Source organism: Terribacillus saccharophilus, from assembly GCF_046592895.1.
Classification (GTDB): domain Bacteria; phylum Bacillota; class Bacilli; order Bacillales; family Amphibacillaceae; genus Terribacillus; species Terribacillus saccharophilus_D.
This window is the reverse complement of record NZ_JAWVPU010000002.1, coordinates 90,560-103,426: the sequence shown is the minus strand read 5'-3', so window position 1 is coordinate 103,426 and position 12,867 is coordinate 90,560. Positions and strand designations below refer to the sequence as shown.

Here is a 12,867-nt window from a genome sequence, read left to right as displayed (position 1 = left end):
CCCGTTATGCCTTATGGTATTGCGATAGGAATCGGACATCATTCGTGTAGAAGTGGCGGATATCATCAACGCCGTATTTGAGCATCGCAATCCGCTCCACACCCATACCGAATGCAAATCCGGAATATTCTTCCGGATCATAGCCGCTCATGCGCAATACATTGGAATGCACCATGCCCGCACCAAGGATCTCGATCCAGCCGGTATGCTTACATACGTTACAGCCTTTACCGTCACAAACCTTACATGTCACATCCACCTCGACAGATGGTTCAGTGAATGGGAAGAAACTCGGACGAAGGCGGATTTCACGGTCTGCTCCGAACAATTTGCGGGAGAATTCCAGCAAAACGCCTTTCAAGTCACTCATCCGAACGTTCTTATCGATAAGCAAGCCTTCAATTTGGGTGAATTGATGGGAATGCGTTGCATCATCGCTGTCACGTCGGTATACAATACCCGGGCAAATCATTTTGATCGCTTTGTCCCCGTTATACTCACGCATTGTGCGCGCCTGGACTGGGGACGTCTGCGTACGCAGGAGCAAATGATCGGTGATATAGAAAGTATCCTGCATATCACGTGCCGGGTGGTCCTGCGGCAAGTTCAAAGCCTCGAAATTGAAGTAATCGGTTTCCACTTCCGGACCTTCCTTGATTTCAAAGCCCATGCCAAGGAAAAGATCTTCCACTTCCTCGATGATGCTAGTCAAAAGATGCGGGCCGCCTGTCTTGACGGGACGTCCTGGAAGGGTGACATCGATTGCTTCTTTTTGCAGCTGTTCATTCAGTGCTGCTTCTTCCAGTAAATTTTTCTTGCTGTCAAGCGCAGTCGCAATCGCCTCACGGACTTTATTCGCCAATTCCCCGATGACTGGACGTTCTTCGGGGGGAAGTTTCCCCATGCCGCGAAGCACTTCCGTGATCGGGCCTTTTTTGCCTAAGTATGCGACACGCACATCTTGTAAACTCTGCAGATTATCTGCTTGCTGCACTTTCTCGATGGCTTCTGCTTGTAACGCTTCGAGTTTTTCTCTCATGCTTTTGCCTCCTATGATTTTTGAGCATAAAAAAAGCCCCTCCCTCCGAAAAGGGACGAGCTTTCATTCGCGGTACCACCCTTGTTGGTATATATATATACCCAACTTGAAGCTTGATAACGGATCTAGCAATCCGGTTACACCTTTACTTGTCATAAGACAAGGTCCCGGTGCCTGCTCCAGAGTGAAGGTTCATCCACTGCCGCTGCTGGCATGCTCTCAGTCAAGGCACACCTTCCTGTTGCTCGCGATCTGCAGGGATTACTGACTCTTTCCACGCATCTCAATATTGATCTTGTTTCATTATAGAAAATCCCGGGACATCTTGCAACCTGCTTTTACCTTTTCACCGTATGATACAGCAAAATTCCCGTTGCGATGCTCACATTCAACGATTCCGCTTTTCCGAAAATCGGAATTTTCACGGCCATATCACTTTGCGCAATCAAGCGTTTGTCGATGCCGGCACCTTCGTTTCCGACAAGCAATGCCGTTTTGTCCGGTGCTGTCAGATCGCGGTAATCAACTGCTCCTTCCAAAGCGGCAGCCCAAACCGTATAGCCGTTATCCTGCAGCTCAGGTAAAAGCAAAGCCAAATCCGCAGTCAGGACCGGTAAATGGAAAATGGATCCTTGTGTCGCGCGGATCACCTTGTGGTTATAACGGTCAGCTGACCCTTCGCCAACGTAAACAGCATCATAGCCTGCTGCATCCGCTGTCCGGATGATCGTACCCAAATTACCGGGATCCTGTACTGCATCAAGCAGCAGGATGCGGTTATGGCGTTTCAGTTTCTTATCCTGCATTTGGACTACAGCTGCGATTCCTTGCGGTGTCTCTGTTTCGGTGATCGATTTGAAGACATGATCGGACACGGAAACTGCCTCCAGATGTGACGCCCATTCCGGTTGTTCCGTTTCTTCCCGCAGTATGAGCTGATCGACTGTCCAGCCTGCTTTGATCGCTTCCTCTACAAGATGGAAGCCTTCTATCAGGAAAGTATTCGTTTTTATCCGGTCTTTTTTTCGTTTCAGTTTCTGCCACTGTTTCACTTGGGCATTTTGAGTTGATGTAATCAACGCACGTTCACTTCCTCTTTCTCGACATATCCTCTATCATACATAGTTTTACAAGCAGCGGTCAAACTATAAAAAAGTTGAGGAGGTGCTCATGCGTGGATATCAATATTCGCCGTGCCATTTATGCCAATATCAAAGACAATAATGAAGAACAGCTGGAAGCTACGATCTCAGACTCCATAGACGGAAGGGAAGTCCTGCTCCCAGGTCTCGGTGTTTTATTCGAGCTTATCTGGAAGAACGCAACTGATCAGGAAAAGCAGGAAATGGTCGATGCACTCGCTAAAGGCGTGCAATCACAAGCCTAAGAAATGGATTAAATAGGTCTTGTCCCCCAGGTACTTTTGAGCTACAATTGGACTATCAATATGTGACAGGAGATATGTTTTTTGGATACATCTTATCTGCTTTCCACACTTAGTCCGACGATGCTTGCTGCTTATCAGCAGCGTACAGCTCTTTCATCATCGTCAGCAGTCCCAAGCCAGTCTTTCAGCGATTTGCTCATGCAGTCGATGAATACTAGTCCGGTGCGACTTAATCCTTATGTATCAATGAGCACCATGACCCAGCCGCAAGCCTTACCGCAAGTGCAATCCGTTACAACGAACAGTGCGGACCGCACTCCCGAGAGTTCCGGCAATAAAAGAATCGATACTATCATCGCGGATGCTGCCAATAAATACGGAGTCGACGAAAAGCTTATCCGTTCCGTGATTAAAATGGAATCGAATTTCAATCCATCGGCGAAAAGCGGTGTAGGTGCACAAGGCCTGATGCAGCTGATGCCAGCTACCGCAGCTGGACTTGGCGTGACGAACAGCTTCGATCCCGAGCAAAACGTGATGGCGGGCACGAAATACCTGAAACAGATGCTCGACCGTTATAATGGCAATACAAGCCTCGCCCTGGCTGCATACAACGCAGGTCCTGGCAACGTCGACAAATATAATGGCATTCCGCCGTTTTCTGAAACGACGAAGTATGTAAGCAAAATAATGGGCAGTTATCTGGCTTAAAAAGACCAGCTTCCACTTGGGAGCTGGTCTTTCTTTAAGAATAAGTGATTTTTTCGACTGTATCATTATCCAATTTGCGGACTACGGCAGTCAAAAGCTTCACTGTATTATCATAATCATCTTCATGGAGCATGGCTGCATGTGTATGGATATAACGTGTCGGAATACCGATCGTCAGGCTCGGGACACCTTCCCCCGTCAAATGGATGCTGCCGGCATCCGTCGCACCGCCCTTGATTGTGTCATATTGATAAGGAATCGCAAGCTCCTCAGCTGTCTCTATGACCAAGTCACGTAATCCTTTATGGGAAATATGGGCTGCATCATATAATACGATCTGAGGACCCGCACCTAGCTTGCCTGTCGCTTCCCTATCACTGATGCCAGGTGTGTCACCTGCGATACCAGTATCGACTGCAAAAGCAATATCCGGACCGATTTTGTTGGCAGACGTCGTAGCTCCCCGTCTTCTTACTTCTTCTTGGACCGTTCCGACGCCATACACAGTCGCTTCTTTGTCTGTGTCATGCAGATTTTTCAGGACATCGATTGCGACGGCGCAGCCGATGCGGTTATCCCATGCTTTGGCCAAAAGCAGTTTTTCATTTTTCATCTTCGTGAATTCGAAGTAAGGCAGTACTGAATCGCCAGGGCGTACGCCGAATGATTCTGCTTCTTCTTTACTTCCGGCACCGATATCGATGAACATCTCCTCTATCGCAGCAGGTTTTTTCCGTTTTTCAAGTGACAGCAAGTGCGGCGGTTTGGAGCCGATGATTCCGACTAGCTCCCCATTTTTCGTATGGACTGTCACACGCTGCGCCAGCATCACCTGACTCCACCAGCCGCCGAGCGTCTGGAAATACAGAAAACCATTGTTGTCGATACGCGTCACCATGAAGCCAATCTCGTCAAGGTGGCCGGCAATCATCACTTTCGGTCCGTCCGCTTTGCTGCCTTTTTGTGTCGCAATCAAGCTTCCAAGATTATCTGTCGTTACCTCATCGGAATAAGGTGAAATATAATGTCGCATCACTTTGCGGATCCCTGCTTCATCTCCTGAAACACCTGGTGCATCCGTCAACCTTTTCAGCATCTGCAATTTTTCATTCATGATGTCATCCTCCTCGATTTAGTAGCCTTGGTCTTGTCTCGTATGATTCACTTCATTTTTTTGCTTATACGCTTCCAAGATTGACGCTTCGTTGAAGCCAAGCAGCTGTCCAAGCTTCAGGAAACTTTGGAAAAGTACATCATATGTTTCTTGGACCGGGTCGGCATAAAAAGCACCGATTGTTGAATACAGCTCCAAAAATGCATCCGTTTGATCCATTTCATCGCTGGATAACACTGCAGACTTATATGTAAGACCTTTATCAAGCCCGACTGACAGGATAAAATGCAGTCCATCGACATATTCCTCTAATACGACGCTTTGCTCGCTCGGACCTTTTCTGCTCCAAAATTTGAAACAGCGTGTCTCATTGGCCAGTTCCCCGACCTCGACTTGCAATGCCAAAATTTTCTTGCGGAAAAGATCATCACGATCCGCTGATTCCAGTTTTTCTTCGATATAAGCATCCAGCTCACGCTGTTTACTGAAAAGGTATTCGTAATCCATCGTTAAAACTCCTTCTTGCGTTATTCCTATGTAGGGAGGGTATAGTAAAACGGATGAAACTTCTTCTTTAGCGTAATCGTATCTATACAAAAAGTAAAGGAGGCCTGCTCGCTATGAAGATCATTTTTCTCCTTTTGCTTGCAGGTGCAGCAGTTCTATTGTTCTACACCATCATGAAAGCAAGAAATAACCCGGCCAATGACCGCTCCGGAACAGATGCCGAAGAAGTGGAATACCGGGAGCAATATGATCATCATTTCACCCTCTATTACCGTGGTTACAGGATGATCGGAAAGAAATATTTGCATCCGAGGGAGGACAGCATCGAAGTGACCAAGGTCGTGATGAACGCTGCCCAGCCAGATCGATTATCCGGCTTTTCCCGAAACGACTTATATAAAATGGAAGAATGTATCCTCAGTCACTTCCCTTATGCGCATATCGAATGGAAGCAGCCATTAAAAGATCTTGTCCTGACTGAAATATAAAAAACACTGGAGCTTGGTTAAGCCCCAGTGTTTTATGCGCTTTCCCTGAAAAACTCTTCCCATTTGATCGTGAATTCCTTTTTCCGCATCAAATAGATGCAGATAAGCAAGACGATCATGACCCCTGCAATCGCTGCTGGCGGCAGGTAACGAAGCCAAGTGCCGGCAAATGAATATGCCGCTGCCAATGGGATACTCGATAAAAAAGATGCTTTCCCATACGATTTCCAATTGCGATTCGTCTCCATCAAACAAACACTCGAGATGTGGAAGTGAATGAAAGGAACCAGCCGCATCAAAGCAACCTGTGATGTCGTAAAGCTCGTGTGTCTGCCGATCAATTTCTGTTTCAGCAGGAGGATCCTGTTCGCTGATCGCGGAAAACGCTGCGCGATGGCATAAAACAACATACTGGATGCCGTGATACCGATGATGGATAAAACGGTACCAGCGATGGCGCCGAACAGGATACCGCCTGAAATGCAAAGGAAAACGACAGGCAGAAACAAAGCAGGCCGCAGGAGATACAGTAGAATGAATAAAAATGGCGCAAACAACCCCCCGGTTGCGACGACTGTCAACATGACCGAACCTACCTGATCCATTGCTGCTCACTCCCTCTAAGTTGTCTCTAATACATATGACAGGAGACGAGCCTTTATGACAAGCACTTCGTATTTTATCTTACAAGAAGAAGAGAATGAGCAGGACATGCATGACGACAAGACATGGAAAGCCGAAGACGAACGCGTTATGCTTCGTTTTATGTCGGAACATCTGCATCCCGAGCCAGCCGCCAAGTGCACCGCCGATGATCGCTGTGATCCATAATCTCCGTTCACTGATGCGCCACTCGTGCGCCTTGGCTCGTTGTTTATCGATCCCCATCCAAGCGTACAGCAGAATGTTGACAACCAGCAGATAAACACTGATGAACAGATCCACTTATATCTTCCTCTCTATACAAAAAACCGCTATCGAAGGATAGCGGCTTTAAGAAAACTTATTTCAATGCGTCTTTTGCTTTAGAAGCAAGTTGTGCGAATGCTTTTTCGTCAGAGATTGCAAGCTCTGAAAGCATTTTGCGGTTTACTTCGATACCAGCAAGTTTAAGACCGTGCATCAAACGGCTGTAAGAAAGTTCGTTCATACGTGCAGCAGCATTGATACGTGCGATCCAAAGTTTACGGAAGTCACGTTTTTTCTGTCTGCGGTCACGGTATGCATATTGACCTGATTTGATTACTTGTTGTTTTGCAGTTTTGAATAGTGCATGTTTCGCACCGTAATAACCTTTAGCTAACTTAAGAACGCGTTTACGACGCTGACGCGTTACTGTTCCACCTTTTACACGTGGCATAGTATTCCCTCCTATAGGACAAAAAATTCTTTGATTTTATTATTTAGGTAGCATTTGTTTGATACGTTTAAGATCCCCAGCAGAAACAAGTGCATCTTTACGAAGTTTACGTTTCTGTTTAGTGGATTTGTTAGCAGCCAAGTGGCTTGTGTAACCGTGGTTACGAACTACTTTTCCAGTACCTGTTTTCTTGAAACGTTTAGCGGACCCTTTGTGGGTTTTCATTTTTGGCATCGTATTTCCTCCTTATATCCTTCGGCTTACTGTTTCTCAGCTATCGGAGCAAGCATTAGGAACATGCTGCGGCCTTCCATTTTCGGTTTCATTTCAACCGTTGCAACATCCTTGCACTCTCCAGCAAGCTTTTCGAGAACTTCTTGGCCTAATTCTTTATGCGTAATGGCACGTCCGCGGAAACGAACGGAAGCCTTTACTTTATCGCCTTTTTCAAGAAACTTACGCGCGTTGCGAAGCTTCGTGTTGAAGTCATGATCCTCGATTCCCGGGCTCAAACGAACTTCTTTTACGTTGATTATTTTCTGGTTCTTACGCGCTTCTTTTTCTTTCTTTTGCTGTTCGAAGCGGTATTTACCATAATCCATAATCCGGCACACGGGTGGTTTTGCGTTTGCAGCCACAAGCACCAAATCAAGATTTCTTGTTTGTGCAATTTCTAATGCTTCTTGACGGGATTTAACGCCAAGCTGGTCACCGTTTGAATCAATGAGTCGAACCTCACGTGCACGAATTTTCTCATTGATGTTCGTATCTTTGCTAATAATCATCCACCTCCAGGATATTTTGGGAAACTTATGATCGGGGACAAGATATCCGCCGCTTATCAGTTAAACATGGTTGTAAAAAAGCATAAAAAAAATGCCGGTACGCATACGGCACCCACACTTGTCCTAGAACACTGTTTTGTACCTGCCAACTGCCAAGCGGCGTCAATCAGGTGAGAAGTGGGTACTTCTGCTTGTCTCAGATCAATATTTATTTCACTTTTACAATCTTATCATAGCTGATGAATGCTGTCAATCATATTGAAGCCCAGTAATCCTGCTCAACTAATGTAACACATTCTTTGGATACTGACAACCTCTCGTTTCAAAATAATCCAGACGAAACATATTCCCCGTCTGATTCGTATGTAAACCAAGGGGTGATAAATGAATGCACAATAAGCTTGATATACCGAAAAGTCATGGCGAAAACGCCTGGGATATAATCGGGATCGGCAGTTATATTGCTACAGTCATATTTTTGATTACAATCTGGCGTACGCTGCCCGAGCAAGTTCCTCTGCATATGGGTTTGACTGGACATGTAGATGACTGGGCGGCAAAAGAAAGCCTGCTCCTCCTTCCCGCTATAAGTCTTGTACTTTTTATCCTTTTTCATCTATTGGAGAAATACCCTCGGATACACAATTATCCGGATCGTTTGAATGATCAAAACATGGCTGCTTTCTACCTGAATAGCAGAAAAATGGTGAATAAGCTGAAGAACATATGTGTACTGGTCTTTTGCTTCATCGATATGGAATTCAGTATGATCGGTTTAGGCTGGATTGATGATGGCAATGGATGGACGATGTTAATTATATTATCAGCAGTTTTTTATCCTATTGTGACAGGTATGATGAACCAGCGAAAAATAAAGTAATGAGAAAGGTTGAGTAAATGAAGAAAATGAGAAATGCACTTCGACCAGCAGCAGCATTCATTCTATTAGGTTCATTGATTCCAGCAACAATCTTGAAGCAATTCACAGAGATAAATCCTGAAATTTTAAATATGTGGATGTTCATCGCTATGATAACATCTTTAATATTAATAATTACATCATTTTTGTTTCCGGAAAAATGAATTTCCTAGTTTACTTTTTACAATTCAAAATCGCAGTTACACGCCTATACATTCCATGTATAAAGATAGCTAAAAAGCAGAAGCAACTATCTTCATCCTTACCACCGAATTAAGAACGTTAAAAGTCATGTGTAAGAAAAAAGTATAAATCCTGTCACCTTACAGCCACCTCGAACCATATAGTCTCTTCATCTACCTTATCAAACACAAAAAAATCCTTCCACCACAATAGTGATGAAAGGATTTTCTTCTCTTACTTACGCAATACCCGCTTCGCTACTTCATCCTTAATATCTGCAACGAAAGCTTTCAGATCTTTCGTTTCGGATTGTTGTTCTCCGTAACGGCGGATATTTACAGCTCCATCAGATACTTCCTGGTCGCCGACGACGATTTGGAATGGAATCTTCTGTACTTGCGCTTCACGGATCTTATAGCCCATCTTCTCATCGCGCTCGTCTACTTGTACACGGATACCTTCCATACGAAGGGCATCCTCTACTTGGCGTGCGTATGCCAAGTGTGCTTCAGGGGAAACCGGGATGATTTTCGCTTGGACTGGTGCAAGCCATGTTGGGAAGGCACCTTTGTATTCTTCGATCAAGAAGGCAACGAAACGTTCCATTGTCGATACAACACCACGGTGGATGACGACTGGACGATGTTCTTTCCCGTCTTCACCGATATATGTCAGATCAAAGCGTTCCGGCAAGTGGAAGTCCAACTGAACAGTGGAAAGTGTTTCATCTTTACCAAGAGCAGTTTTCACTTGAACGTCAAGCTTCGGACCGTAGAATGCCGCTTCACCTTCTGCTTCCACGTAATCAAGCTCAAGATCTTCCATTGTTTCTTTCAGCATTGCTTGTGCTTTATCCCACATTGCATCATTATCGACATATTTCTCTTTGTCTTCCGGATCACGATAAGAAAGACGGAAGGAATAGTCTTCGATTCCAAAGTCCTTGTACACAGCCTGTACCAATTGGACAACACGGATGAACTCATCCTTCAATTGATCCGGACGTGCGAAGATATGTGCATCATTCAATGTCATGGCACGAACGCGCTGCAAGCCGGCAAGGGCTCCGGACATTTCATGTCGGTGCATCGTACCAAGCTCGGCGATACGGATCGGCAGGCTGCGGTAGCTGTGCAATTCATTTTTGTACACCATCATATGATGCGGGCAGTTCATCGGACGTAGGACAAGGTCTTCATTGTCCATTTCCATCGGCGGGAACATATCATCTTTATAATGATCCCAGTGTCCGCTTGTTTTATAAAGATCTACACTGCCTAGTACTGGTGTGTACACATGGTCGTAACCCAGTCTTTCTTCCAAGTCGACGATGTAGCGCTCGATTGTACGGCGGATTGTCGCACCTTTTGGCAGCCAAAGCGGCAAACCTTGTCCGACTTTCTGGGAAACAGTGAACAATTCCAGCTCTTTTCCTAGTTTGCGGTGGTCACGTTCTTTTGCTTCCTCAAGCATTTTCAAATGGTGTTCCAATTCGTTTTTCTTCTCGAAAGCAGTACCGTAAATACGCTGCAGCATTTGGTTATCGCTATTACCTCTCCAGTAAGCGCCGGAGATGCTAAGCAGCTTGAATACTTTGATCTTCCCTGTGGACGGAACATGGATTCCGCGGCAAAGGTCGAAGAATTCGCCTTGCTCGTAGATTGTTACATCTTGGTCTTCCGGAATTGCATCGATCAATTCCAATTTCAAGTCATCACCGATTTCCGTGAACATCGCTTTTGCTTCTTCACGAGTGACAACTTTTCGGACGATCGGAAGGTTGGCGTCAACGATCCGCTGCATTTCTTTTTCGATTTTCGGAAGGTCTTCCGGTGTGATGCTAGCTTCCAAATCCATATCATAGAAGAAGCCATTCTCGATGACCGGTCCTACACCAAATTGCACTTTGCCATACAAACGTTTTACTGCTTGGGCAAGCAAATGGGCAGCTGAGTGACGCATGATTTCCACGCCTTGTTCTTGTTTCAGTGTCACGATTTCAATCGCTCCGCCATTTGGCAGCTCTGTGCGCAAATCGAATGCAACACCATCGACATTGACTGCGATTGCTTGCTTTTTCAAACCTGAAGAGATGGAGCCTGCAATATCTTCGCCAGTTGTTCCGACAGGGAATTCTTTCTTAGCTCCATCCGGGAAAATAAATTCTAATACTTCTGCCATTGTTTCTTCCTCCTAAATATAAAAAGCCCGTCCCTTTGCACACTGATCGTGTACAAAGGGACGAGCATTCATCACGTGGTTCCACCCTAATTCCCGGCAATATTTCACCGGCTCAAGGATCTATAACGCAGATCAGACGCCGCCGGTTTCACGTTGTCCCCCGGCAGAGCTGTAAAAGGCGGTAACAGCAAAGTTTGTGCAGGAAGCTTTCAGCCTGGGCTTCCCTCTCTAAAGCGCAAGTGGTTTTGCTATCATGTCCTTTATTGTCGCTTTTTCATATAAAATAAGTATAAGCGCTCATGCAGGAAAAAGCAAGGACATGCTAATAACGCGAGAAAGGAAATTGATGTAATGGAAGGTAGACAGCTCTTTCCTGGAAGATATTGATGACAGTTAGTGTTTTCGGTTCCGAAGGTTGATCTCCATATAGATAGATCTTTTGCGGAGACATGGCAATCAGCGGTGTAATATTCTTTTCTTGTTTGCCGATCCCTGCCAGGAATAGCGGTTCCTCTTCTGCATACGCATTGATTTCCTCATTTGAAAATCGTGTGCCCTCATCTTTATAGAAGGAAAAATCTTGCCCTTGTATGACATGGATCACTTGTGGCTGGACTGTTTTTTTTCCGATATATTCCCGCAAGTTTTCCACATATAGCTGATACTCTTCTTCCAGCTTATATTCTTCTATTGCATCCCCTACTATTTCGATGAGAGCTTCTTTGTATCCGCTGCTGCGAAATTGAATGACGGCATCATAAAATACCCGGAGGTGCTTAGCAGCTATTTCTTGAAAACTTTTAGTGATTCGCTGCCGCGGAAGGCTAGGTTCTTTAGCTTCTTCATACCTATCCCCCACGATCATCGTATGTGTCAGTTCAGCTATGCGCTTGATCGCTTCTTCATCCTTGAAATAATATACTTCCCTGGCAACTTGTTTGATCCAGTCTGTTTCCCGGTGATACAGGAATGTTTCAACCAGAGCCAACGCTATCCGCTGGTGGTAGCCATCGTGAATCGTCGCTGCATAGCCCCAGCGCTCATCTTCGTCCACATAAACCTTCTCCGTATTATCAAGCATGGTCAGGCACGAACAAAATGTATCCATTTCTTGCTTTGATTTGATAAACACTTTACGCAATATCAACCACCCTCGCCACTATCAACTGTTACAGTATATGGGCGAAAAATGGAATTATGAGCCAAAAAAAAGACAAGCCAGGTTTTGGCTCGTCTTTTATGAGTTAATCGTTTCTTCTGTTTTTCCCGAACAACGGAACCTCGGTTGCGACCCGCTTGATCCGTTCCATGATCCTGCCTGCCTTCACGCGCTCCACATCACCGCGGTTGGTCGTAGCAATCTGCTCTTCCAGCTGTGCGATCGAGTAGTTGGACGTGAAGAATACCGGCAGCCTTTCCATCATCCTGTAATGAAGGATGGAACCAAGTATCTCATCCCGGAACCAAGCCGATTGCGATTCGGCCCCGATATCATCAAGCATGAGGACCGGGGCTTTCTTGAACATCTCGACTTTCTCATTGACAGAGTCATCCTTCAGCGATGCTTTCATTTCACGGACAAACTCCGGCATATAAATAAGCATGCTGGATATATTCTTATCAGCAAGATCCTTGGCAATCGCTCCCAGGAAATATGTTTTTCCAACACCGAATGGACCATAGAAATACAAACCTTTCTCAGGAATCGCATCGTTCGTCTGCTCGAGGAACTGCAATGTCTTCATAATGGCTTGCTGACGTTCCGCATCACTGAGATCAAGCATCTCGGTCGATGCCTCCAGGATATCCTTCGGCATGTACAAGCTATTGATTCGTGATTGCTGCTTCTGACGTTCTTCGTGCTGCAAGCGCGAATGACATTTATCGTATGCAAGACGAATCGCTTTTCCTTCCACTTCCAACCTTGGTGTATAGCCGTTCAAAATATTGCGGCATTCATCAAGTGAAGGGCAATCCTGGCATTGCTTCGATTGTGTTGTATATTCATAAAGGCGCATCAGGTTCCGTTGGATATCCTGCTCAGTCAGCTGCGGGTTTGCTTCCAAAACGGACTTGACCTCGGGGTCTTGTCTCACCTGCTGCTGCATGCGCTCAAAATTCTCTTTGAAATTCTTATTTTCCTGCATCCATTTCTTTAATGACGCTTGAATGGGTTCCATACACACACCCCCT

The 12,867-nt window shown here is 45.5% G+C and carries 16 protein-coding genes and 1 other annotated feature; of the genes, 4 read left to right on the top strand and 12 right to left on the bottom strand.

The window, feature by feature from the left end; all coding sequences use genetic code 11:
• Window positions 1–4: 4 nt before the first annotated feature.
• Both pheS and SFC66_RS06200 read right to left on the bottom strand, forming a co-directional pair.
• Window positions 5–1,039, bottom strand: a complete 1,035-nt coding sequence (pheS, locus tag SFC66_RS06205; protein WP_411217852.1) for a phenylalanine--tRNA ligase subunit alpha — start codon at window positions 1,037–1,039, stop codon at window positions 5–7.
• 338 nt (window positions 1,040–1,377) lie between these two features.
• Complete coding sequence (locus SFC66_RS06200; RefSeq protein WP_411217851.1) at window positions 1,378–2,118, bottom strand: TrmH family RNA methyltransferase; 741 nt, start codon at window positions 2,116–2,118, stop codon at window positions 1,378–1,380.
• Between the two features lie 95 nt (window positions 2,119–2,213).
• On the opposite strand from SFC66_RS06200, the gene sspI reads away from it, so the two are divergent.
• Together sspI and SFC66_RS06190 are read left to right on the top strand one after the other, a co-directional pair.
• The gene (sspI, locus tag SFC66_RS06195; protein WP_411217850.1) at window positions 2,214–2,426 is read left to right on the top strand and encodes a small acid-soluble spore protein SspI; all 213 of its coding nucleotides are present in this window, start codon (window positions 2,214–2,216) and stop codon (window positions 2,424–2,426) included.
• Between the two features lie 120 nt (window positions 2,427–2,546).
• Window positions 2,547–3,137 (top strand): lytic transglycosylase domain-containing protein, encoded by a 591-nt coding sequence (locus SFC66_RS06190; RefSeq protein ID WP_411218702.1) that lies wholly within the window; start codon window positions 2,547–2,549, stop codon window positions 3,135–3,137.
• 34 nt (window positions 3,138–3,171) lie between these two features.
• Here the strand turns inward: SFC66_RS06190 and SFC66_RS06185 are convergent, their stop codons facing one another.
• Together SFC66_RS06185 and SFC66_RS06180 are read right to left on the bottom strand one after the other, a co-directional pair.
• A complete protein-coding gene (locus tag SFC66_RS06185; RefSeq protein WP_411217849.1) occupies window positions 3,172–4,251 on the bottom strand; it encodes a M42 family metallopeptidase in 1,080 nt (359 codons plus the stop codon).
• 18 nt (window positions 4,252–4,269) lie between these two features.
• Window positions 4,270–4,758 carry a dUTP diphosphatase gene (locus SFC66_RS06180; protein ID WP_411217848.1) on the bottom strand — a complete coding sequence of 163 codons (489 nt, stop codon included), beginning with the start codon at window positions 4,756–4,758 and terminating at the stop codon, window positions 4,270–4,272.
• 113 nt (window positions 4,759–4,871) lie between these two features.
• On the opposite strand from SFC66_RS06180, the gene SFC66_RS06175 reads away from it, so the two are divergent.
• Window positions 4,872–5,246: a hypothetical protein gene (locus SFC66_RS06175; protein ID WP_411217847.1), complete on the top strand. Its 375-nt coding sequence runs from the start codon at window positions 4,872–4,874 to the stop codon at window positions 5,244–5,246.
• A gap of 32 nt (window positions 5,247–5,278) precedes the next feature.
• Here the strand turns inward: SFC66_RS06175 and SFC66_RS06170 are convergent, their stop codons facing one another.
• The 5 genes from SFC66_RS06170 to infC all read right to left on the bottom strand — a co-directional run bounded on the left by SFC66_RS06170 (window position 5,279) and on the right by infC (window position 7,391).
• A complete protein-coding gene (locus tag SFC66_RS06170; RefSeq protein WP_411217846.1) occupies window positions 5,279–5,851 on the bottom strand; it encodes a TVP38/TMEM64 family protein in 573 nt (190 codons plus the stop codon).
• Window positions 5,852–5,930: 79 nt separating this feature from the next.
• Window positions 5,931–6,191: a DUF1294 domain-containing protein gene (locus SFC66_RS06165; RefSeq protein ID WP_411217845.1), complete on the bottom strand. Its 261-nt coding sequence runs from the start codon at window positions 6,189–6,191 to the stop codon at window positions 5,931–5,933.
• Window positions 6,192–6,249: 58 nt separating this feature from the next.
• Window positions 6,250–6,606, bottom strand: a complete 357-nt coding sequence (rplT, locus tag SFC66_RS06160; RefSeq protein WP_411214511.1) for a 50S ribosomal protein L20 — start codon at window positions 6,604–6,606, stop codon at window positions 6,250–6,252.
• Window positions 6,607–6,645: 39 nt separating this feature from the next.
• Complete coding sequence (gene rpmI, locus SFC66_RS06155; protein WP_411217844.1) at window positions 6,646–6,840, bottom strand: 50S ribosomal protein L35; 195 nt, start codon at window positions 6,838–6,840, stop codon at window positions 6,646–6,648.
• Window positions 6,841–6,866: 26 nt separating this feature from the next.
• The gene (infC, locus tag SFC66_RS06150; RefSeq protein ID WP_411214513.1) at window positions 6,867–7,391 is read right to left on the bottom strand and encodes a translation initiation factor IF-3; all 525 of its coding nucleotides are present in this window, start codon (window positions 7,389–7,391) and stop codon (window positions 6,867–6,869) included.
• Window positions 7,392–7,470: 79 nt separating this feature from the next.
• Window positions 7,471–7,590 (bottom strand) — a sequence feature (ribosomal protein L20 leader region).
• A gap of 189 nt (window positions 7,591–7,779) precedes the next feature.
• Here infC and SFC66_RS06145 point away from each other — a divergent pair.
• Window positions 7,780–8,271, top strand: a complete 492-nt coding sequence (locus SFC66_RS06145; protein WP_411217843.1) for a DUF1648 domain-containing protein — start codon at window positions 7,780–7,782, stop codon at window positions 8,269–8,271.
• 456 nt (window positions 8,272–8,727) lie between these two features.
• Here SFC66_RS06145 and thrS read toward each other — a convergent pair whose 3' ends face one another.
• From thrS to dnaI, 3 genes are all read right to left on the bottom strand, one after another.
• Window positions 8,728–10,674, bottom strand: a complete 1,947-nt coding sequence (gene thrS, locus SFC66_RS06140; protein WP_411217842.1) for a threonine--tRNA ligase — start codon at window positions 10,672–10,674, stop codon at window positions 8,728–8,730.
• Window positions 10,675–10,996: 322 nt separating this feature from the next.
• Window positions 10,997–11,806, bottom strand: coding sequence for a sporulation protein YtxC (ytxC, locus tag SFC66_RS06135; protein WP_411218701.1), 810 nt, complete (start codon window positions 11,804–11,806; stop codon window positions 10,997–10,999).
• A 112-nt stretch (window positions 11,807–11,918) separates the two neighbouring features.
• Window positions 11,919–12,854 (bottom strand): primosomal protein DnaI, encoded by a 936-nt coding sequence (gene dnaI / locus SFC66_RS06130; protein ID WP_411217841.1) that lies wholly within the window; start codon window positions 12,852–12,854, stop codon window positions 11,919–11,921.
• Between the last annotated feature and the right edge of the window lie 13 nt (window positions 12,855–12,867).

Coding starts and splice junctions, on each gene's coding strand:
- pheS (WP_411217852.1), bottom strand. CDS start 1,039: ATGAGAGAAAAACTCGAAGCGTTACAAGCAGAAGCCATCGAGAAAGTG.
- SFC66_RS06190 (WP_411218702.1), top strand. CDS start 2,547: ATGCTTGCTGCTTATCAGCAGCGTACAGCTCTTTCATCATCGTCAGCA.
- SFC66_RS06185 (WP_411217849.1), bottom strand. CDS start 4,251: ATGAATGAAAAATTGCAGATGCTGAAAAGGTTGACGGATGCACCAGGT.
- SFC66_RS06180 (WP_411217848.1), bottom strand. CDS start 4,758: ATGGATTACGAATACCTTTTCAGTAAACAGCGTGAGCTGGATGCTTAT.
- SFC66_RS06175 (WP_411217847.1), top strand. CDS start 4,872: ATGAAGATCATTTTTCTCCTTTTGCTTGCAGGTGCAGCAGTTCTATTG.
- SFC66_RS06170 (WP_411217846.1), bottom strand. CDS start 5,851: ATGGATCAGGTAGGTTCGGTCATGTTGACAGTCGTCGCAACCGGGGGG.
- rplT (WP_411214511.1), bottom strand. CDS start 6,606: ATGCCACGTGTAAAAGGTGGAACAGTAACGCGTCAGCGTCGTAAACGC.
- rpmI (WP_411217844.1), bottom strand. CDS start 6,840: ATGCCAAAAATGAAAACCCACAAAGGGTCCGCTAAACGTTTCAAGAAA.
- infC (WP_411214513.1), bottom strand. CDS start 7,391: ATGATTATTAGCAAAGATACGAACATCAATGAGAAAATTCGTGCACGT.
- SFC66_RS06145 (WP_411217843.1), top strand. CDS start 7,780: ATGCACAATAAGCTTGATATACCGAAAAGTCATGGCGAAAACGCCTGG.
- thrS (WP_411217842.1), bottom strand. CDS start 10,674: ATGGCAGAAGTATTAGAATTTATTTTCCCGGATGGAGCTAAGAAAGAA.
- dnaI (WP_411217841.1), bottom strand. CDS start 12,854: ATGGAACCCATTCAAGCGTCATTAAAGAAATGGATGCAGGAAAATAAG.